This is a genomic window from Lentilactobacillus kefiri (assembly GCF_007989105.1).
Classification (GTDB): domain Bacteria; phylum Bacillota; class Bacilli; order Lactobacillales; family Lactobacillaceae; genus Lentilactobacillus; species Lentilactobacillus kefiri.
In genome coordinates this window covers 16,354-36,699 of the sequence record NZ_BJVK01000020.1, presented here as the reverse complement: position 1 = coordinate 36,699, position 20,346 = coordinate 16,354, and the positions used below count along the sequence as shown (strand labels likewise).

The 20,346-nt window shown below is 40.6% G+C and carries 22 protein-coding genes; 18 read left to right on the top strand and 4 right to left on the bottom strand.

The features are described 5' to 3' along the window. Nucleotides 1-1,153: 1,153 nt before the first annotated feature. Nucleotides 1,154-1,504: an MmcQ/YjbR family DNA-binding protein gene (locus LKE01_RS07900; protein WP_095344930.1), complete on the top strand. Its 351-nt coding sequence runs from the start codon at nt 1,154-1,156 to the stop codon at nt 1,502-1,504. Between the two features lie 38 nt (nt 1,505-1,542). Here LKE01_RS07900 and LKE01_RS07895 read toward each other — a convergent pair whose 3' ends face one another. Then, nucleotides 1,543-2,166: a hypothetical protein gene (locus LKE01_RS07895; RefSeq protein ID WP_054769343.1), complete on the bottom strand. Its 624-nt coding sequence runs from the start codon at nt 2,164-2,166 to the stop codon at nt 1,543-1,545. 26 nt (nt 2,167-2,192) lie between these two features. Next, nucleotides 2,193-2,522 (bottom strand): hypothetical protein, encoded by a 330-nt coding sequence (locus LKE01_RS07890; protein WP_054769342.1) that lies wholly within the window; start codon nt 2,520-2,522, stop codon nt 2,193-2,195. A gap of 164 nt (nt 2,523-2,686) precedes the next feature. Between LKE01_RS07890 and LKE01_RS07885 the strand changes: the two genes are divergently transcribed. Further along, nucleotides 2,687-3,703 (top strand): serine hydrolase domain-containing protein, encoded by a 1,017-nt coding sequence (locus LKE01_RS07885; RefSeq protein WP_056981492.1) that lies wholly within the window; start codon nt 2,687-2,689, stop codon nt 3,701-3,703. A 49-nt stretch (nt 3,704-3,752) separates the two neighbouring features. On the opposite strand, the gene LKE01_RS07880 is transcribed toward LKE01_RS07885, so the two are convergent. Together LKE01_RS07880 and LKE01_RS07875 are read right to left on the bottom strand one after the other, a co-directional pair. Further along, the gene (locus LKE01_RS07880; protein ID WP_056981494.1) at nt 3,753-4,457 is read right to left on the bottom strand and encodes a type 1 glutamine amidotransferase; all 705 of its coding nucleotides are present in this window, start codon (nt 4,455-4,457) and stop codon (nt 3,753-3,755) included. Continuing rightward, entirely contained in the window at nt 4,457-5,803 is a 1,347-nt protein-coding gene (locus tag LKE01_RS07875; protein WP_056981496.1) for a Mur ligase family protein, read from the bottom strand. The genes LKE01_RS07880 and LKE01_RS07875 overlap by 1 nt, the downstream gene beginning before the upstream one ends. A gap of 220 nt (nt 5,804-6,023) precedes the next feature. Here LKE01_RS07875 and LKE01_RS07870 point away from each other — a divergent pair, with 220 nt between their 5' ends. The 16 genes from LKE01_RS07870 (at nt 6,024) to murA (ending at nt 20,332) form a co-directional block, all read left to right on the top strand. Further along, nucleotides 6,024-6,596, top strand: coding sequence for a thymidine kinase (locus tag LKE01_RS07870; RefSeq protein WP_054769341.1), 573 nt, complete (start codon nt 6,024-6,026; stop codon nt 6,594-6,596). 18 nt (nt 6,597-6,614) lie between these two features. Beyond that, entirely contained in the window at nt 6,615-7,703 is a 1,089-nt protein-coding gene (prfA, locus tag LKE01_RS07865) for a peptide chain release factor 1 (RefSeq protein ID WP_056981498.1), read from the top strand. Then, the gene (gene prmC / locus LKE01_RS07860) at nt 7,693-8,544 is read left to right on the top strand and encodes a peptide chain release factor N(5)-glutamine methyltransferase (RefSeq protein WP_056981500.1); all 852 of its coding nucleotides are present in this window, start codon (nt 7,693-7,695) and stop codon (nt 8,542-8,544) included. Before prfA ends, prmC begins: the two co-directional genes overlap by 11 nt. Nucleotides 8,545-8,556: 12 nt before the next feature. Beyond that, nucleotides 8,557-9,579: an L-threonylcarbamoyladenylate synthase gene (locus tag LKE01_RS07855; protein ID WP_056981503.1), complete on the top strand. Its 1,023-nt coding sequence runs from the start codon at nt 8,557-8,559 to the stop codon at nt 9,577-9,579. A gap of 27 nt (nt 9,580-9,606) precedes the next feature. After that, nucleotides 9,607-10,857, top strand: a complete 1,251-nt coding sequence (gene glyA, locus LKE01_RS07850; RefSeq protein WP_054769340.1) for a serine hydroxymethyltransferase — start codon at nt 9,607-9,609, stop codon at nt 10,855-10,857. A gap of 106 nt (nt 10,858-10,963) precedes the next feature. Continuing rightward, nucleotides 10,964-11,593: a uracil phosphoribosyltransferase gene (upp, locus tag LKE01_RS07845; RefSeq protein ID WP_056981505.1), complete on the top strand. Its 630-nt coding sequence runs from the start codon at nt 10,964-10,966 to the stop codon at nt 11,591-11,593. A 394-nt stretch (nt 11,594-11,987) separates the two neighbouring features. Further along, nucleotides 11,988-12,701 carry a F0F1 ATP synthase subunit A gene (gene atpB / locus LKE01_RS07840; protein WP_054769339.1) on the top strand — a complete coding sequence of 238 codons (714 nt, stop codon included), beginning with the start codon at nt 11,988-11,990 and terminating at the stop codon, nt 12,699-12,701. 39 nt (nt 12,702-12,740) lie between these two features. After that, nucleotides 12,741-12,953, top strand: coding sequence for a F0F1 ATP synthase subunit C (atpE, locus tag LKE01_RS07835; RefSeq protein WP_013727677.1), 213 nt, complete (start codon nt 12,741-12,743; stop codon nt 12,951-12,953). Between the two features lie 42 nt (nt 12,954-12,995). Beyond that, nucleotides 12,996-13,505, top strand: a complete 510-nt coding sequence (gene atpF, locus LKE01_RS07830; protein ID WP_054769338.1) for a F0F1 ATP synthase subunit B — start codon at nt 12,996-12,998, stop codon at nt 13,503-13,505. Continuing rightward, nucleotides 13,502-14,044 carry an ATP synthase F1 subunit delta gene (gene atpH, locus LKE01_RS07825; protein WP_054769337.1) on the top strand — a complete coding sequence of 181 codons (543 nt, stop codon included), beginning with the start codon at nt 13,502-13,504 and terminating at the stop codon, nt 14,042-14,044. The genes atpF and atpH overlap by 4 nt, the downstream gene beginning before the upstream one ends. A 27-nt stretch (nt 14,045-14,071) precedes the next feature. Next, nucleotides 14,072-15,628 carry a F0F1 ATP synthase subunit alpha gene (gene atpA, locus LKE01_RS07820; protein ID WP_056981507.1) on the top strand — a complete coding sequence of 519 codons (1,557 nt, stop codon included), beginning with the start codon at nt 14,072-14,074 and terminating at the stop codon, nt 15,626-15,628. 21 nt (nt 15,629-15,649) lie between these two features. Further along, nucleotides 15,650-16,561 (top strand): F0F1 ATP synthase subunit gamma, encoded by a 912-nt coding sequence (locus LKE01_RS07815; RefSeq protein WP_056981509.1) that lies wholly within the window; start codon nt 15,650-15,652, stop codon nt 16,559-16,561. A 29-nt stretch (nt 16,562-16,590) separates the two neighbouring features. After that, nucleotides 16,591-18,027 (top strand): F0F1 ATP synthase subunit beta, encoded by a 1,437-nt coding sequence (gene atpD, locus LKE01_RS07810; protein WP_179286813.1) that lies wholly within the window; start codon nt 16,591-16,593, stop codon nt 18,025-18,027. A gap of 13 nt (nt 18,028-18,040) precedes the next feature. Beyond that, nucleotides 18,041-18,457 (top strand): F0F1 ATP synthase subunit epsilon, encoded by a 417-nt coding sequence (locus LKE01_RS07805; RefSeq protein ID WP_056981511.1) that lies wholly within the window; start codon nt 18,041-18,043, stop codon nt 18,455-18,457. 317 nt (nt 18,458-18,774) lie between these two features. Further along, on the top strand, nt 18,775-19,005 hold the full coding sequence (locus LKE01_RS07800) for a DUF1146 family protein (protein WP_056981514.1): 231 nt from the start codon (nt 18,775-18,777) through the stop codon (nt 19,003-19,005). Nucleotides 19,006-19,021: 16 nt separating this feature from the next. Further along, complete coding sequence (murA, locus tag LKE01_RS07795) at nt 19,022-20,332, top strand: UDP-N-acetylglucosamine 1-carboxyvinyltransferase (RefSeq protein WP_056981516.1); 1,311 nt, start codon at nt 19,022-19,024, stop codon at nt 20,330-20,332. Nucleotides 20,333-20,346: the final 14 nt, after the last annotated feature.

Here is a 20,346-nt window from a genome sequence, read left to right as displayed (position 1 = left end):
TAATCATTCCAGTGACGTTAATATATTTTTTCGGAATCGGAATCCAAGCTTGAAGTAATTTCATCTAGAATAATAATTGGTGTCTCTTTTAAATATGTTCTAGCAATTTGTTGTGTCTGACGTTGTTCACCGGATAATTTAACGTCTTGTTCACCAACAATAGTTCAAATTCTTTTTGGCATTAAACTAATATTGCATGGCACATTAGCAAATCTAAAGCATGGTTAATGTCGTATCATCTGTATCTACTCCAAACCATAAATTATCCTTTATAGAGTAGGATAAGATACTATTTTATTGATTAACAATACTAAATAATATACGTTAGCTATGTAACGTGTATTTGTAAGCAGATGCTTTTCCAAGCAATAGTTCTCCTTTATCAATTGGATAAAGCCTGGTCAGAATGTAATAGTGATTGTTTTTTCAGCTTCTGAAGGTTCACCAATTGTAATTTCTTATGTTCTCGAAGCATAAACCAACATTTTTCAAAGCTTCATATTGTTCATAAGTAAAATAAACATTCTTTAAAATTACGGAATTGTATTCTTGCTTGCCAGAAATCACTAAACCACTCTTATCTTCAATTGGAAAAGTAAACCAAAAAGGAGACTAGGTTCCAAGAGTCATTGAGCACAAGGAGTAAATAGAATCACTTACAGAAGATGCTAAAGCCACTCTTGCATATATGGCTTCGACTACTGTGCTTCAATTCCAATCTTTGTGGATCATCTTTATCAGTAAATTGCTGTTATAAATCCAGAACTGGATTATTCACGGTTCTCATCTCATTATTAATTGAACTAAATTCAGGCTATCACCATAATTATCGGATTCAAGGTGTTTTACAACTTTTTTACAATACAAAGATTATCATGGATCAATTTGCTTTAGTTAAACAAACATTGGATATTTGATCTGATTAATAATCACAAAAAAATGTTCATTTCTATGTTTAATCGGACTATTTTGAGTAAAAAAATGACATTTCATCCGCACTTTTGGGGTTCACTTCACTTGCACACAAGACAACTTTTGTGGCATCAAAAGACGTTTTGAAGTTTGTTAAAGAGATGGGATATGATACTACATTGGATTGAAACTAATTTTCGTGATTAAGGATTCTAATACTTTTGAGTTAGGAGAGTTAAATTTGCCCGTTGATGAAGTGATGACTTATGTTTTAAACAAATACCATGTCCGTCCTGAATATCTTTGGAAAAAGTATCCCAGCTATGCGGTCCTTCGGCATGTGGATAATCGGAAATGGTTTGGCTTGGTCATGCAGGTTAGGAAGCAACAACTCGGCCTTGAAGGCAGCGGCTCTGAAGCAATCATGGATATTAAGCTTGATCCAAAGGAAGTCGAGTTCCGCCAGGGGACACCAGGATTCCTGTCAGCCTATCATATGAATAAAAATCACTGGTTGGCGATGAGGTTGGAACAATTAGATTTCAAACAAATTACCGATTTAATTGATGAAAGTTACCAGTTAACAAAATAAAAACGACTGTGAAATTTATTCGCAGTCGTTTTTGTGTATTATTTTGATTCATAATAGTTATCTGCTTTGGCCTTTAACTGGTTCGTTTGAAGCTGATCCAGATTTAATTTTGTCAAAGTATTTTTTGTAAATGTACTCTTAATGATCTTTCGCTTCTTGTTATTGCCCAAGTCCCGGTTAAAGGTAATGTTGAATGTGTCATACTGTTGATATTTGGAATTCTTGATTGCTTTCAAAACGGCGATTGTCGTCAGTCGAAATGATTCAACTGTATCCCGCTTGTCAGTGACTTCAACATTGAAGATTCTTGGGCTCGTCACAATTTTGCTCTGATGTTCAAATAAGAGGCTGTGAGTGGTGCTCAAAGTGTGCTTGACTGAATCCTCAGTGGATTTAGTCGGCTTCTTGCTGGTTTTCTTGGTTGTCTTTTCAGTTCTTTCAGCCTGCTCGGCATTGCCCTTTTTAATGACTTCCTTGCCCTTGGGCGAATTAAAGAACAATGTTCCAAAGACGACCAGTAAAACGAGCGAGATGAGGGCATATTTGCCATATGGATACTTGCCGTGTTTGCCAGTGACTTTAAAATACACAAACATCGCAAAAAAGATCACCATTGCATAAGACGAAAGCTTGGTGATGACATCGAATAATGTGCTAATCAAAAGTTGTTCTCCTTTATGTTGACCGTTTATTCAAAAGACAGATCAACTAAGTATTTGTGCTTATCAATCAGGTGTGAGGTTGTGATCCACAACTCATGATAATTGGCGTCTTTAACTTGCGTCATATCATGGAAATAGTCGAGTAGGTCACCGTACATCGTCATGAAATCCGATGACATTCGGTTAACTTCCAACTTTTGTTTTGGAAAATAAATTTCCGGATTGCCTAATTTGACGGTGTCATCCAGGTACATTTCGACAACGTTATCGTAGGTGGACGGCTTAGTCAGCACTTTGTCAGGATGGGCCTTAATGTATGAAAGTACATGATAAATTGTGTCTGAATTACTTGCCACTTGCTTTTCCTCCTATCCTTGCAGTTCTACGTATCTTATTGTAACAAATATGAAACGTCTCGGGAGAAATTTTTGGATTGGCCAAACGTGATGGAATCTTTAATCATTCCGCTATTAGCGGTACAATAAACACAATTAATTTTCATCACGAAAGGAAATCGTCAATGGATTATCCAGATACTGTCGCAAAAATTCACCAATTTGTTCAGCTGGGAATTGTGCCGGGGGTTAGTTATGCAATCGTAGACGATGACGGCATTCAGGCTGATGTTTTTGGTCAGCAGGAACTGGTGCCCGACAAATTGCCACTTCACAGTGGGGAACTGTACGACCTTGCGTCTTTGACCAAGGTTGTTGGAACAACCAACCTGATTTTAAAGCTACTTGTATTAGGCAAAATCTCTTTAAACGACTCTTTTAGTAAATATTTTCCGGAATGGCAGTCCCCACAAGTGACGGTGCGCCATTTATTGACCCATACATCGGATATCGTTGGGTATATTCCCAATCGCAATCAGCTGCCTAAATCAGAATTGATGCCCGCACTACTCAATTTGAAGAGTGGGCCAGACATTGGCAGGGTGGTTCACTATCAGGATTATAATTACATCTTTTTGGGATGGATTGCTTCCAAGGTGATGGGCGAGCCTGTTCAACAATTGATCAGTGAAATGGTCTTAAAACCGCTTGAACTTAAACACGCCACGTTCGTACCGGATCAAATCAACAACGTCGTTCCAACAGAACTGATCCCTGGCAAGGGTCTGATTCATGGTACAGTTCATGATCCCAAAGCCAGAATTTTAGGTGCAGATTGTGGTTCAGCCGGATTGTTTGCGACATTGGATGATTTAGTCCATTTCTCAAGATGGCTGTTGGGCGATATTCAATACCCCGACTTTCTGCCTGATGAATGGTTGGATCAACTGTTTGTCGACCAGACTCCAGGCCGCATGAAGAATCGTTCGTTTGGCTGGATCCTTCGTCACTTTGACGACCATCCATATATTCTTCACACCGGCTACACTGGAACATTGATTGTGGTTGATCGTGTAACCCACAAGGCACTGGTATTCTTATCCAATCGGGTTCACCCGAACGCCACTAATAAACTATTTTTCCCATACCGAAGTGAATTGATCCGAACGTTTGTGAAAGAAAATGTTCGTCCAAAAGACTAATTGTATGTATCAAAAAGGAGTCACAACAATCGTTGTGGCTCCTTTTAATTTAAAATGTCGGACCAACTTTAAGGGCTGCTTGAGATGCCAAGTCAGCGTCTGGATATTTTCTCTTAAGCGCATTCATTAAAACATGTTTGGCAATGTCGTTGTTTCTGGCAAGGATTGGACCGTGAAAATAGGTGCAGTAGACATTTTTATGAATTGCACCCTCGGTTTTATCTTGACCGTTGTTTCCATGGCCTTCAAGAACTTTTCCAAGTGGTCGTTCACCGTCACCCAGGAAGGTGATTCCCTGATGATTTTCAAATCCATGGTACTTTTCACCGGTTTCTTCATTTTCGATAACCACATTGCCGATGAAACGGTGATCCTTTTGCTTGTCGGTGTAATGGTTTAACGCACCGATTCCCATTAATTTTTCACCATTGGCACCGATGTAGTAATGGCCCAACAGCTGATAGCCGCCACAGATTGCAACAACTGAACCGTTGTCTTCGATAAAGTCGGTTAAAGCTTGTTTCTTAGACTGAATATCTTTTGAAATAATGGATTGTTCAAAGTCCTGACCACCGCCAAACACAATAATATCGTATTTGTCCGGGTCAAAGTTTTGATCCAAGCTGATGACTTCGGAATTTAACTCAACCCCCATTTTGGAGGCCAAGTATTTCAATACTAAAATGTTGCCCAAGTCACCGTAAGTGTTCATCAAATCACCGTAAAGGTGACACACATTTAAAGAATATGCCATTATCCCATGCCTCCCTTGATGAAACCTTTTGCAGCAAAAACTTTTCTTAAGTGTAGCATAGCCGTGTAAGTTGCGAGGATATAAACCTTTTTTGTGGGTGTTTTTGGAATCATTTCAACGACTTTGTCCAAGTCCGGTTCAACCAAATGTTTCTTCGGGTCAACGCCAGCAACCTGCAGACGGTAGGTAATATCTTTGTATCGTTCGCCACCGGTGATGAATTGTTTGATATTCATCTTTGGCAGGCGTTCAAAGTCGCCGTCCCAAATCCAGCTGGTATCAATTCCGTCAGCATAATTGGCATTCAGTAAACCAATAAACGTAAAGGGATCCCTGTCGGTTGAAATCATATCGATTACTTGATTAAGGCCAACCGGATTTTTAACGAGAATCAGCGTGACCAACTTACCGTTAACATTGATCTCTTCTTGACGTCCAAAGATGCGTTCACCTTTTTCGAATGCCTTCTTTGCCTGAGCAGGGGAAACACCCATGAAACGGCCAACAGAATAAGCAGCCAAAGCGTTATAAATGTTGTAGACACCACCAATCCCGATTTTGATCGGTTCGCCATCAATTTCAAATGAGGATGACTTTGGTGTCAGGTTGGTAATCTTATTCAATTCAAAATTGAGCTTTGGCCGTTCGAAGCCACAGTTGGGGCAGAAATACTTGCCCAAGTTGGAATAACTGATAAAGCGATAGTGCAAAACGTGTTGACACTGTGGACATAGGACACCATCAGTGTTTGGTGTTGCTTTGATGTCGCTATCCTTTTGATTATTAAATCCATAATAAACAATCGGATTTGGAAGTTGCTTTGAATGGAAGATTGGGGCATCACCATTGGCAATGATTGTTGCATTGGGTGCCAATGCGACACCATTCAAAATCTTGTTGTATGTGGTATAGATTTCACCATAGCGATCCATTTGGTCCCGGAAGATGTTGGTAAATACAAATGCTTTTGGTTTGATGTATTTTGTTACCATAATAACGTTTGCTTCATCAACTTCCAAAACAGCCAATGGCCGCTTACCCTTCGATTTTGGCGCATGAAGGAAAGTGGTGATGATTCCCTGTTCCATGTTTGAGCCGGTCGGGTTGGTTAAAATATTATCGTATTTTTCTTTTAAAACCTGAACGGTCAATGCGGTGGTCAAAGTCTTTCCGTTGGTTCCGGTAATGACAATGACATCATAATCCCGGCCAAGTGTTGCAAGAATATCCGGATCGAGCCGTTTGGTGATCTTTCCGGGAAGCGAACTGCCGCCCTTGAAGAAAGTGTGTAGGAACCAGTAAGAGGACTTACCGGCTACAGTTGCAATTGAGCTTTTTAATGACATAAGTTTTACTCCCTTAAATGAAGTACATAATGATACTAATCAAACATTAAGTTTAGCATATGCCAAACCGTTTGAACATACATAAGCCTCCACCTTAAAGCTTCGATAAAAAATTCAATTTGGAATAATGAGGGTCTGCGATAATTTTCTCATTATTATCGATTTTCAGATGTTTTTCTGTATAATGGAAGGGAAGCTCTAAAGGAAAAAGGTGGATATTTTGGCTCAACTATTTTATCGATATGGTGCAATGAATAGCGGCAAAACAATCGAAATTATCAAAGTTGCTCATAATTATGAAGAGCAAAATAAAAGTGTTATCATTATGACCAGTGCTTTAGACACCCGTGAGAAGCAGGGAATGATCGAATCTCGAATTGGTTTGGAACGTAAAGCCGAACCGATTCATGAAGACACCAACGTGTTTGATTTGGTTCAGGAACTCAATCCCCATGCCAGTTGTATTTTAATTGACGAGGCCCAGTTCCTAAAGAAAAAGCATGTTATGGAACTTGCCAAGATCGTTGATGAGCTGAACGTTCCAGTGATGGCATTTGGATTGAAGAACGATTTTCAAAACAATCTGTTTGAAGGATCCGAATACTTATTGTTGTACGCAGATAAGATAGAAGAAATGAAAACCATTTGTTGGTTCTGCGGTAAAAAGGCCATTATGAACTTGCGATTCCACGATGGCAAGCCGGTATATGAAGGCGAACAAATCCAGATGGGTGGTAATGAATCCTATTATCCCGTCTGCAGAAAACATTATTATAATCCACCTATCAAGTAACAAAGTGAGGAATATTAAATGGACGAAATTTTCGACAAATTACAGTCAGTCGTCGACCGTTATGATGAACTGAACGAATTAATTAGTGATCCAGAAGTGATTGCAGATACGCAAAAGTTCATGAAGCTCTCTAAAGAAGAGGCTGATTTACGAGATACGGTTGCGGCTTTTAAAAAGTATCAAAAAGTTAACAAGCAGCTTGATGACGATAAAGAAATGCTCCGCGAAAAAATTGATGACTCTGATCTTGAGACCATGGTTAAAGATGAGATTTCCAGTTTAACTGAACAAAAAGAAAAGTTGGAAGATCAAATGAAAGTGATGTTGCTTCCTAAAGATCCCAACGACGAGAAAAACATTATTATGGAAATTCATGGGGCTGCCGGTGGTGACGAAGGAAGCTTGTTTGCTGCTGATTTATTCAGCATGTATTCCAAGTATGCTGAACGTCAGGGCTGGAAAGTCCAGATCATCGATAAGAATGAAACCGAAGTTGGTGGATTTAAGGAAATCGTCCTGATGATTACCGGGGACAAGGTCTATTCAAAGCTGAAGTACGAAAATGGGGCTCACCGTGTTCAACGGGTACCCGTTACCGAATCTGCCGGCCGAGTTCACACTTCAACTGCGACAGTTGGTGTCATGCCTGAAGAAGAAGATGTCGACATTGATATTGATCCAAAAGATATCAGAGTGGATGTTTACCGGTCATCTGGTGCCGGTGGTCAGCATATTAACAAGACTTCATCAGCTGTCCGAATGACTCATTTGCCAACTGGAATCGTTGTGGCAATGCAGGATGAACGTTCACAGCAGCAAAACCGTCAAAAAGCCATGAAGATTTTAAAGGCTCGGGTTTACGACTACTATGCACAACAAGAACAGGACCAGTACAACGCTGAACGAAAGTCGGCTATTGGTACCGGTGACCGTTCTGAACGAATTCGAACTTACAATTATCCACAAAACCGAGTAACCGATCATCGAATTGGTTTGACGTTGAATAAATTGGATCGGATTATGAATGGTGAGCTTGATGAGATCATTGACGCACTGATTGTTTCTGATCAGGCCAAAAAGCTTGAGAATTTAACCAATGAAGAATGAGAATAATAAAGTGACCTACTTTGAAGCCCGGAAGTGGGCTTCTTTTCGTATCAAGGATTCCTCAGAACTGGATATGTACGATATTGATTTTTTGTTGGAGAAACTGTTTAATCTTTCTTCAACCGATCTTCTGATTAACTATCAATCTCAGATGCCCGGAAAGCAGTGGGAACGATTTCAAGAAGCTGTTGAGCAGCTGATTTCTGGTGTCCCACCACAATATATTGTCGGCAAAGCTGATTTCTACGGTTTGACGTTGAAAGTAACTCCGGATGTCCTAATTCCCCGTGTTGAAACCGAAGAATTAGTCGATTGGGTATTGGCAGATAATTCCGATCAGCCAATGAATGTTTTGGACATTGGAACGGGTAGTGGGGCAATTGCGATTGCCGTGAAGAAGAATCGTCCTCACTGGCAAGTGACAGCAAGTGACATTTCCCCGGAAGCAATTGAAGTGGCAAAACAAAATGCCAAGTTGAATCATACTGACATTGAGTTTGTTATCAGTGATGTGTTTGCCAAGATTCCGCAGTCATTTGATCTGATCGTGTCGAATCCACCCTATATTGCCAAGGATGAACAGCCCTATATGGATAAGAGCGTCATTGATAATGAACCGAATTTGGCTTTGTATGCTGAAGACGAGGGACTTGCCATTTACAAGCAAATTGCCGGCGGGGTGGAACATCACTTGAATCCGCATGGCAAATTGTATTTAGAGATTGGTTTTCGGCAGCAGGCAGCTGTCAGCAACATTTTTGCACAGACAATGCCAGGCGCCGTTGTTGTTCCCAAACATGACGTAGCTGGCAATCAACGAATGATCCAAGTAAAGAAATGAAGGCTATATAATATGGAAACTTTAGTGTTAAAAGCAAATCAATTGGGAAAGGCTGCTGAGTTTATCCGCCAGGGTGAATTGGTCGCTTTTCCTACTGAAACCGTTTATGGATTGGGTGCGGATGCCACCAACGAGTCCGCAGTTAAAAAAGTTTATGCGGCAAAGGGACGTCCAAGCGACAACCCTTTGATTGTGACAGTGTCTGACGTGGCCATGGCTGAGAAATATACTCAGCCGTTTTCTGATGAAGCCAAGGCACTCATGAGAAAGTTTTGGCCCGGGTCTTTAACGATGATTTTTAAGTTGAAGCCCAACGCGCTCTCAAAAACTGTTACGGGTGGATTGGACACCGCAGCGTTTCGATTTCCTAACAACAAGACGACCTTGGATTTAATATCCAAGGCAGGAGTCCCAATCGTCGGTCCTTCCGCAAATACTTCCGGTAAACCGAGTCCCACAACGGCGCAACACGTTTATCATGATTTAAATGGTAAGATTGCGGCGATTGTGGACGACGGGCCCACAACGGTTGGGGTTGAGTCAACGATTCTTGACATGTCAGTGGCAACTCCGTCCATTTTGCGTCCCGGAGCGGTTACCAAAGAAGATATTGAAGCCATTATTCACCGACCGGTTATTGATGAGCTTCATCACGTTGGCGCCAAGCAGACACCAAAAGCACCTGGTATGAAGTACAAGCATTATGCACCAAACGCTCAGGTTTATATTGTTGATCCCGATGACGATTGGCATGACGTCGCCGACTGGATTTCAAAGCATTCAGAGCCGATTGGTGTCATGGCATTTGACGATGTCATTCACTCAATCAACTGGCCTGATAATGCCGATGTTATTTCACTTGGTAAAGATGCCAAAACTGCTGCTCACGATCTTTTTGCCGAATTACGTGATTTTGATAACCACCCTGCATATAAAATTATTTTTACTCAGGGAATTACTCCGACGGGAATTGGAGAGGCTTACATGAATAGATTGAACAAATCCGCTGGGCAAATGCATTTCAAGCAGTTATAATTTATTTGTACCAAATAAATTAGTGAGGTGTTGCAGTTGAACTACGATTATAAACAGCAGGATCCAGAACTTTGGGATGCCATTGCCAACGAAGAGAACCGTCAGGAACATAATATCGAACTGATTGCGTCTGAAAATATCGTATCAAACGCTGTTCGTGCCGCTCAGGGTTCCGTGCTTACCAACAAGTACGCTGAAGGATACCCTGGCCGCAGATATTATGGCGGCTGTGAGTACATTGATGTCGTTGAACAATTGGCGATTGATCGTGCCAAAGAATTATTTGGTGCCGAATATGCCAATGTGCAGCCTCACTCAGGCTCACAGGCGAACCAAGAGGTTTACGCAGCTTTGCTTAAGCCTGGTGATCGAATCTTAGGGATGGGATTGGATGCCGGTGGTCATTTGAGTCATGGTGCCAAAGTCAGTTTTTCTGGTAAGCTGTATGATTCATTTTCATATGGTCTTGACCCAAAGACTCAGTTAATTGATTACGATGAAGTCAATCGAATCGCCCAAATTGTTCATCCTAAGCTGATTATTGCGGGAGCTTCTGCATACAGCCGAATTATCGACTGGCAGAAATTCCGTGATATTGCCGACTCAGTGGGTGCTTATTTGATGGTTGATATGGCTCACATCGCCGGATTGGTAGCAGTTGGACTTCATCCAAGTCCTGTTCCAGTTGCCGATGTTGTCACAACGACTACCCACAAGACTTTGCGGGGACCACGTGGGGGATTGATTCTGGCAAAAGAAAAATATGCCAAAAAGATCAATTCCGCAGTCTTCCCAGGCAGTCAAGGTGGTCCTTTGGAACACGTTATCGCCGGAAAAGCCGCTGCGTTCTATGAAGATTTGCAACCTGCATTCAAGCAATACGGTGAGCAGATTATCAAGAATGCCAAAGCAATGGCGGAAGTATTCCAGAACTCAAAGACAGTTTCAGTCTTAACTGGGGGAACTGATAATCATTTGATGACTCTCAATCTCACTAAGACTTCACTGAATGGAAAAGATTTACAGAATGTCTTGGATTCCGTTCACATTACCACCAACAAAGAGTCAATTCCTAATGACCCTCTGCCACCTTCAAAGACCAGCGGATTGCGTCTTGGCACTCCAGCCATCACAACTCGCGGATTCAAAGAAGACGACGCAAGAGCTGTTGCCAATTTGATCTTGCAGGTAATCGATAATCCAACTGATGAAAATAACTTAAAAGATGTTTCTGCTAAAGTTGAACAGCTGACTGAAGAACATCCAATTAATAATTAATAATTTAAAGGCTTGAAACTATTTAGGTTTCAAGCCTTTTTGTGTGATTTTACATGTCATATATGTGATACAATTATTTCGGAATACAAAAAGGAGTTGGAAGATAATGGGTAAGTTTCAAGTTATGGATCATCCGTTGATTCAACACAAGCTGTCATTGATTAGAGATAAGAATTGTGGGACAAAAGAATTTCGGGAGATCGTTAACGAAATTGCCACTTTAATGGCATTTGAAGTTTCTCGTGATATGCCTTTGGAAGATGTTGATATCGAAACACCTGAAGGAATTGCACATGCAAAACAGATTTCTGGAAAGAAAGTTGCAATTGTTCCCATTTTGCGTGCCGGAATTGGAATGGTTGACGGAATTTTGGATTTGATTCCAGCAGCCAAAGTTGGCCATATTGGAATGTATCGTGATGAAAAGACTTTGGAACCTCACGAATACTTTGTAAAGTTGCCTTCAGATATCGATCAACGTCAAATCTTCGTTGTTGATCCAATGCTTGCAACTGGTGGTTCATCAATCATGGCGATTGATGCTTTGAAGAAGCGTGGCGCATCAAACATCAAGTTTGTTTGTTTGGTTGCCGCACCAGAAGGTGTTAAAGCACTTCAAAAAGCTCATCCAGATGTTGATATTTATGCCGCTGCACTTGATGAAAAATTAAATGACAAGGGTTATATTGTACCTGGACTCGGTGACGCTGGAGACCGTTTGTTTGGTACGAAATAACCAAATAAAGCTGGAGCAAAACGTCTGTTTTGCGCTCAGCTTTATTTTTTAATTAAAAAATTGTGTGCAAAATTTTTAAGGCTGTTGGTGTCAAATTGGGTGTGTGGAAAATGTTTTCATTAGCATGTGTTTTTGGTTATGCAGTAACACTTTATTTCACATTATCCCGATTGGACAGTTGTCCAATATAGCCTTGAATGCTACGGCTCATAGGAAGTTACCATGTTAATATTGCTTTGAATTTTGCCATGATTGGTGGTATGATTTCAATTGTATTTGAACACTGTAATGTGTTCAGTACCATCGCAATGTTTCACTTTGGTATTAATGTCTTCTGGACCAAAACCAGATTGATTTGCATGCGAGATTACATCGAGGAAAGAGGTGAGATTTTGTGGGAGATTCTGCTGCTTCTACTTTTGAATTCTTAGGACTGACTTTTAACGTTGGTAATATGATTTCAATATCACTAGCCTGCGTTGTCGTTTTAGTCCTTGTATATGCGTTGTCGAGGCATCTAACTTTGAAGCCGGGCAAAGCACAGAATGTTTTAGAATATGCGGTAGACTTTACTAATGGTATTGTCCGAAGCTCAATTTCCGGAGAAACAAGTAGAACCTTAGGATTATGGGGTTTTACATTGTTTATGTTCATCATAATTGCAAACTTGCAAGGACTTTTCTTGCACATTGATATTTCTGGTGTAACATATGTCAAAAGTCCAACTTCTGATCCGGTTATTACGATGACTTTGGCTCTTATGACTTTGACGCTGGCTCAATTCTTGGGCATTCGCAAATTAGGCTATAAGGGGCACTTTGAGAATTATCTGAAACCATTCGTATTTTTCCTACCAATCAATTTGTTTGAGGAGTTCACTAATTTCTTAACGTTAGGTTTGCGACTATTTGGTAACATCCTTTCAGGTGAAATGCTTCTTGGAATAATTCTTGGTATGTCACATGGTGGAGCGGTAATGTGGATTGTTTCATTCATCCTTGAGCTTGCATGGACAGGCTTCTCAGTCTTTATTGGATGTATTCAAGCTTATGTTTTTGTAACGTTATCATCGGTATATATTTCACGAAAGCTCGAGCTTGAAGATTAGCAAAAATATTTTGGATAATATTAAGGAGGATTTTTAATTATGGGAGCAATTGCTGCAGGTATTGCAATGGCCGGTGCCGCTATCGGTGGAGCTGTTGGTGATGGTATTTTAATTTCAAAGATGTTGGAAGGTATGGCTCGTCAGCCAGAATTATCCGGACAACTTCGTAGTAACATGTTCATTGGTGTTGGTTTGGTTGAAGCTATGCCTATCATCGCCTTCGTTGTTGCTTTGCTAGTTATGAACAAGTAATTACTAGTTTAGTTAAATATACAAAGAAGGAGGTGCCGATTGATGTTTTCATATTCAGTAGTTGGAGCTCAGCTTTATGTTGGTGATATGCTTTTCGTGATGATCACATTCCTTGTTTTAATGTGGTTGATCAAGATCGTTGCATGGAAGCCAGTCACTAAGATGATGCAAGACCGTTCAGATAAAATTGTTAATGATATTGATTCTGCAAAGGAATCACGGACTAAGGCAGCTGAACTTGCACAAAAACGTCAGGCTGAATTAGATAAAACCCGTGATGACGCAAGCGGTATTATTAACAATGCCAAACAGAATGGACAAAGACAACGTGAACAAATCGTTGAAGATGCTAGAAGTGAAGTATCTAATCTTAAGAGTTCTGCTGAAAAGGATATTGAACAACAACGACAAGAAGCTTTGGCTAATTCTCGAAAAGATGTGGCAAGTCTTTCTATTGAAATTGCATCTAAGATCATTTCAAAAGAATTGAACGAAGATGATCAAAAAGGACTTGTTGATTCTTATATTGAAGGGTTGGGTAAGCAGAAATGACATTAGATGATATTAGCGCTTCAAAAAAATATGCAAAAGCCATGTTTGAAGTTCTAAGCGATTCTGATGAGCTTGAAACTGGTTACGCTGATTTGCTTGAATTACGTAAGATTTTTGCTGCTAATCCGAAGTTGATTGATATTCTAAATGATATGCGAGTTTCTGATGACGAGAAAAAGTCATTACTGGCTCCTATCACCAAAAATGCATCAGATTTTATTAATAATTTTCTTAAAGTAGTTGCCAGCTACGGACGTTTTCCACAGATCCTAGACATTATTGATCAGTTCCAGAAATTCTATGAAGACGATAAGAAGATTGTCAGAGCGCAGGTTGTATCTGCAACACCGCTTGATGATGATCAGCTTGATCGGCTGGCAAAAGCTTTTGAAAAACGAGTTGGTGCGGTAAAAGCCATTTTTGACACGAAAGTCGATAAGTCATTGATCGGTGGCATTGTCATTCGATCCTCAGATGTCATTATTGATGGTAGTGTTCAAACTCGAATTAATAAAGTCAAAGAATTATTGTTGAATTAACGATATCTATTTAAAGAGGTGAAACTTATGAGCATTAAAGCTGAGGAAATCAGTGCTCTTATTAAGCAACAATTACAAGGCTATAAGAACGAGCTCGACGTTCAAGAAACAGGTATCGTTACATATGTTGGTGATGGTATTGCTCGTGCTCATGGTCTCGAAAATGCGTTGTCTGGAGAGTTGCTCGACTTCGGTCACGGCATTTACGGAATGGTACAAAACCTTGAAGCCAATGATGTTGGTATCATGATTTTAGGTGACGACACAGGTATTCGTGAAGGTGATTCTGTAAAAAGAACCGGCCGAATTATGGAAGTTCCCGTTGGGGACGATATGATTGGACGAGTTGTTAATTCACTCGGTGAACCAATCGATGGAAAAGGACCTATTAAGGCCGACGATCACAGGGCGATTGAACATAAAGCGCCAGGTGTTATGGATCGGCAGTCAGTTTCAGAACCATTACAAACTGGTATTAAAGCGATCGATTCTTTGATTCCAATTGGTAGAGGTCAGCGTGAGTTGATCATTGGAGACCGTAAAACTGGTAAGACTTCAATTGCCATTGATACGATCTTGAACCAAAAGGGTCAGAATATGAAATGTATTTACGTTGCAATTGGACAGAAACAATCAACTGTTCGGACTGCCGTAAGTACACTTGAAAAGTATGGTGCTATGGATTATACGACTGTTATTTCAGCCGGACCTTCCGAACCAGCATCATTACTTTACATCGCACCTTATGCCGGCGCTACAATGGGTGAGTACTTCATGCATAAAGGTCAACATGTTTTGATTGTCTACGATGACTTATCAAAGCAAGCTGATGCTTACCGTGAATTATCACTTATTCTTCGTCGTCCTCCAGGCCGTGAAGCTTATCCTGGTGATATTTTCTATACCCACTCACGTTTGTTGGAACGTGCTGCTAAATTGAGTGACAAGTTGGGTGGCGGTTCAATGACTGCTCTTCCAATTGTTGAAACTCAAGCAGGGGATGTTTCAGCTTATATTCCAACCAACGTTATTTCCATTACCGATGGACAGATCTTCTTGGATGCCGATAGTTTCTATTCTGGTGTTCGTCCAGCCGTTGATGCTGGTACTTCTGTTTCTCGTGTTGGTGGTGATGCGCAGGTTAAGGCTATGAAGAAAGTTTCTGGTACCTTACGTCTTGACTTGGCTTCATATCATGAATTGGAATCATTTGCTCAATTTGGTTCTGACCTTGATGAAGCAACCCAAGCCAAGTTAAATCGTGGTGCCCGAACCGTTGAAGTTTTGAAGCAACCACTTCATTCTCCAATTCCTGTTGAAAAGCAGGTTGTTATTCTTTATTGCTTGACCCACGGATTCTTGGATAAAGTTGCAATTGACGATATTTTGAGATATCAAACAGAGATCTTTGATTTCTTCGATCAAAATCACAAAGATTTGTTGGATGAAATTACTAAGACTGGTCAATTGCCTGACACAGGTAAACTGGACGCTGCAATTAAAGAATTTGAACAAACTTTCCAACCAAGCAAGCAAAATGATCAACAATCAAATGATGATCAATCAGCTGCTTCAAATGACTAGTTTTAAGGAGGGTGAGATTACATGGGTGCTTCGCTGAACGATGTTAAACATCGGATTACTTCTACCAAGAAGACGCGACAAATTACCAATGCCATGGAAATGGTTTCTCAGGCAAAACTGAACCAAATCCAAAAGCATACGGTTAGTTATGCGGAATATGCAAGCCAAATCAAATCTGTTGTATTGCATTTAGCCCAATCTCACATTTTAGATGGGCTAAACAAATCCTCAGGTCATTCAGCTGATAAAGATCAGTCTAAGACTAAGAGAAGCGCATATTTAATTATCACCTCCGATCGTGGGATGGTTGGTAGTTATAATAGCAACGTTATCCGTGAAACTAACGAATTTATTGAAAAGCATTCCGGTTCGAATGATTTCCAAATTCTGGCTGTTGGTGGAACTGGATCAGATTTTTATAAGAAGCGTGGCGATAACGTTTCTTATGAATATCGTGGTGTTAGCGATGTTCCAACATTTAATGAAGTTCGTCAGATTGTCAAGATGGTGACATCAATGTATGACAAAGGTCAATTTGATGAATTGTATGTATGTTACGAACATTTCGTTAACCGCCTTATTTCACGATTCCGAGCTGAAAAAATGCTTCCAATCGATGACGAAGCAATTGCGTCAGCTGCCAGTCAGGACATTGAAGTTAAACCAATGAGTGCCGAATATGATGTTGAGCCTTCTGAAAAAGAAGTGTTGGACGTTGTGTTGCCTCAATATTCTGAAAGCTTGGTTTATGGAGCAATCCTTGATGCCAAGACTTCAGAACATGCTTCAAGTTCTACTGCAATGAAGTCAGCTTCAGATAATGCCGATGATTTAATTTCATCTTTGGAATTGGAGTATAATCGTGCTCGACAAGCTGCAATTACGACTGAAATTACTGAAATCACTGGTGGTCAAGAGGCTCTTAGTCATTAGAAAAGATTTGAATGGAGGAATTAACTAACATGAGTTCTACTGGTAAAGTTATACAAGTTATTGGACCAGTTGTTGATGTTGAATTCTCCTTGAACGATAAATTACCAGAAATTAACACTGCTTTAAATATTCACGTCTCAGATGACAAGATTCTTGTTGTCGAAGTTGCCCTTGATTTAGGTGACGGTGTCGTGCGTACTATTGCGATGGATGGAACCGACGGCCTTCGTCGTGGGATGACAGTAGACAATACTGAAGCATCCATTAGTGTTCCAGTTGGTAAAGATACTCTTGGTCGAGTATTTAACGTTCTTGGAGATCCAATTGATGGCGGCCCAGAATTTGGCCCTGACGCAGAGCGTTGGCCAATTCACCGCGATGCACCAAAGTATGATCAATTGAATCCATCAACCGAAATTCTTGAAACAGGAATTAAAGTTATTGATTTATTGGAACCATACACTCGTGGTGGTAAAGTTGGATTGTTCGGTGGTGCCGGAGTTGGTAAAACCGTTTTGATTCAAGAGTTAATTCATAACATCGCTCAAGGACACAATGGTATTTCTGTGTTTACCGGTGTTGGTGAACGAACCCGTGAAGGTAATGATATGTACTTCGAAATGAAGGGTTCAGGAGTTCTTGAAAAGACTGCCATGGTTTATGGTCAGATGAACGAACCTCCTGGTGCACGTATGCGTGTTGCCCTGACTGGTTTAACAATTGCGGAATACTTCCGTGATCGTGAAGGCCAAGATGTTCTGTTGTTCATTGATAATATCTTCCGATTCACTCAGGCTGGTTCAGAAGTTTCCGCTTTGCTTGGCCGTATTCCATCAGCCGTTGGTTATCAGCCAACATTGGCTACTGAAATGGGTCAGTTGCAGGAACGAATTACTTCTACCAAGAAGGGTGCGATTACATCTATCCAGGCCGTTTATGTGCCTGCCGATGATTATACCGACCCTGCTCCAGCAACAACATTTGCCCATTTGGATGCCACTACCAACTTGGAACGTTCCTTGACTCAACAAGGTATTTATCCTGCCGTTGATCCATTAGCTTCAACATCATCAGCTTTGGATCCAGCAATTGTTGGTGAAGAACATTATAAAGTTGCTACTGAAGTCCAACATGTGCTTCAAAGATATCGTGAACTTCAAGATATCATTTCAATTCTTGGTATGGATGAATTGTCAGACGAGGAAAAGACGATTGTTAACCGTGCTCGTCGTATTCAATTCTTCTTATCTCAAAGCTTCTCAGTTGCTGAACAGTTTACCGGCTTACCTGGTAAATATGTTTCAGTTCAAGATACTGTTAAAGGCTTTAAGGAAATCCTTGAAGGTAAATATGATGATATTCCAGAAGATGCGTTCCGTAACTGTGGACCAATCGAGGATGTTGTCGAAAAAGCCAAGGCAATGAAACAGGAATCAGAAAATGAAAAGCAGAGTGCTGCAAACTAAGGAGGGATTCTAATTGGCTGATAATTCAGTTATTACCGTTAGTATCGTTACTCCCGATGGAAAAGTTTACGAGCATACTGCTAGTATGATAGTTGTTTCAACTCAGTCGGGACAACTAGGAATCATGGCTAATCACGTTCCGATTATTGCAACACTTGACGTTGATGAGACGAGAGTCAAATACGACGACAAGGAAGACGATATTGCTGTCAACGGTGGCTTTATCGAATTCTCTAACAATGTTGCAACAATCGTTGCTGACAGTGCTGAGACTCAAAATGATATTGATATTGCCCGTGCGCAAAAAGCAAAGAAGAACGCGCAACAGAGAATTGCCGATGCCCGTCAACGACAGGATAAAGCAGCTCTTGATCGTGCTCAAGTTGCTCTTCGCCGTGCAATCAACCGTATCAATGTTGCTGGAAAATAATTCATCAAATTATTATTTCAGAATTACATCAAGATACTTCAAAAGCTGTAACCAATCAATGGTTACAGCTTTTTTGATTATCGGTTTTTATTCTTGTATTATTCGTGTAATCAGGTTAATATTTCATTATCGTTGTTTGTGAATGATGTATTTATGTTTCCGTTCTTACCAGTCATTTTCGCTTTTTATTATTATGTTGTAATCAAATATCGTGGTATCATAGCAATGTATACTTACAATTTGTAAAAAGAAACGGAAATGTTAAGACAAGTTCGCGTCTTTATGATATAGTTGTCTTTGAATTGGGGGAGACTCAAATGAATACAATTGGCATTCAAGCGCTGATTACATTGATTACATATCTTTTGTTTATCACGATGGCGTTTTGGACAGTTCAAGAAATCCACATCGAGCGTTATATCCCATTGAGGGCAATGCCGGGGAAATTGTTAATCGTACTTGTTTCCATTGCGATCGGGTATGCATGCAGTTCATTTTTCCTCTCTGTAATATTTAACATTCAAAATTTAATGTATCTAATAAAGTGATGTAGGAGGCGTTCTTGTGGATAAAATTATTGTACATGGTGGTAAGCCGCTTCACGGGACAGTACATATTGATGGGGCTAAAAATGCTGTGTTACCAATCCAAGCCGCAACAATCCTTGCTGGTGAAGGCAAAACAGTTATTTCAAACGTTCCATTGTTGTCTGACGTGTATACAATGAACAAAGTTTTACGATTTTTAAATTTAAAAGTTGATTTTGATGAAGCTCATAACGAAATCACGTTTGATGCTTCAAAAGATATTTCAAGTGAGGCGCCTTTTGAGTATGTTTCCAAGATGCGGGCATCAATCGTTGTCATGGGACCATTATTGGCTAGATTAGGCCATGCCAAGGTTGCTTTACCAGGTGGGTGTGCAATTGGTTCTCGTCCAATTGATCTGCATTTAAAGGGCTTTGAAGCCTTAGGTGCCAAGATTGAACAACACGATGGCTATGTTGAAGCATATGCGCCAGATGGCTTGACGGGTGCCGAAATCTACTTGGACTTCCCAAGTGTTGGGGCTACTCAAAATATCATGATGGCCGCTACTTTGGCAAAGGGTAAGACGGTTATTCAAAATGCCGCTCGTGAACCGGAAATTGTTGATTTGGCGAACGTCTTGAATAAGATGGGTGGCCGAGTTGTCGGTGCCGGAACCGAACAAATTCGTATTGAAGGGGTTCCTGAACTTCACGGAACTGAACATGCGGTTGTTCAAGACCGAATTGAAGCCGGAACATTCATGATTGCTGCTGCGGTTACCCGTGGTAATGTTATGATCGACGGTGCAATTCCTGAACACAACAAACCATTGATTCTTAAAATGCGTGAAATGGGTGTCACAATTAACACCAGTGATGATGGCATTCAGGTTATCGGACATGATAACTTGAAGCCCATTGATGTTAAGACGATGCCACATCCAGGATTTCCAACCGATATGCAGCCTCAAATGACAATTTTGCAGTTAACTGCAAATGGCAGCAGTTCGATGACTGAAACCGTGTTTGAAAATCGTTTTATGCACATGGAAGAACTACGCCGGATGAATGCTAAATACACAATTTCCGGCCGAACTGTTGTAATGGAAGGGCCAACTGATTTTAATGGCGCTGAAGTTGCAGCAACCGATCTCCGTGCAGCTGCATCTCTGGTAATTGCCGGACTGGCTGCCAGTGGGTACACAACCGTCATCAACCTGCAGTATTTGGATCGTGGATACCACGACTTCCATAAAAAGTTGGCAAGTTTAGGTGCTGAAATTAAACGGGTCAATGTTCAAGACGACGCGATTGTCTTGAACGAGTCACTCAAGAATCGTTCATAATTTTTCGGGGTTGG

Bases quoted from the DNA above. Each gene is read 5' to 3' on its own strand.
- LKE01_RS07885 (WP_056981492.1), top strand. From the start codon at position 2,687: ATGGATTATCCAGATACTGTCGCAAAAATTCACCAATTTGTTCAGCTG.
- LKE01_RS07880 (WP_056981494.1), bottom strand. From the start codon at position 4,457: ATGGCATATTCTTTAAATGTGTGTCACCTTTACGGTGATTTGATGAAC.
- LKE01_RS07875 (WP_056981496.1), bottom strand. From the start codon at position 5,803: ATGTCATTAAAAAGCTCAATTGCAACTGTAGCCGGTAAGTCCTCTTAC.
- prfA (WP_056981498.1), top strand. From the start codon at position 6,615: ATGGACGAAATTTTCGACAAATTACAGTCAGTCGTCGACCGTTATGAT.
- prmC (WP_056981500.1), top strand. From the start codon at position 7,693: ATGAAGAATGAGAATAATAAAGTGACCTACTTTGAAGCCCGGAAGTGG.
- LKE01_RS07855 (WP_056981503.1), top strand. From the start codon at position 8,557: ATGGAAACTTTAGTGTTAAAAGCAAATCAATTGGGAAAGGCTGCTGAG.
- upp (WP_056981505.1), top strand. From the start codon at position 10,964: ATGGGTAAGTTTCAAGTTATGGATCATCCGTTGATTCAACACAAGCTG.
- atpE (WP_013727677.1), top strand. From the start codon at position 12,741: ATGGGAGCAATTGCTGCAGGTATTGCAATGGCCGGTGCCGCTATCGGT.
- atpF (WP_054769338.1), top strand. From the start codon at position 12,996: ATGTTTTCATATTCAGTAGTTGGAGCTCAGCTTTATGTTGGTGATATG.
- atpH (WP_054769337.1), top strand. From the start codon at position 13,502: ATGACATTAGATGATATTAGCGCTTCAAAAAAATATGCAAAAGCCATG.
- atpA (WP_056981507.1), top strand. From the start codon at position 14,072: ATGAGCATTAAAGCTGAGGAAATCAGTGCTCTTATTAAGCAACAATTA.
- LKE01_RS07815 (WP_056981509.1), top strand. From the start codon at position 15,650: ATGGGTGCTTCGCTGAACGATGTTAAACATCGGATTACTTCTACCAAG.
- atpD (WP_179286813.1), top strand. From the start codon at position 16,591: ATGAGTTCTACTGGTAAAGTTATACAAGTTATTGGACCAGTTGTTGAT.
- LKE01_RS07800 (WP_056981514.1), top strand. From the start codon at position 18,775: ATGAATACAATTGGCATTCAAGCGCTGATTACATTGATTACATATCTT.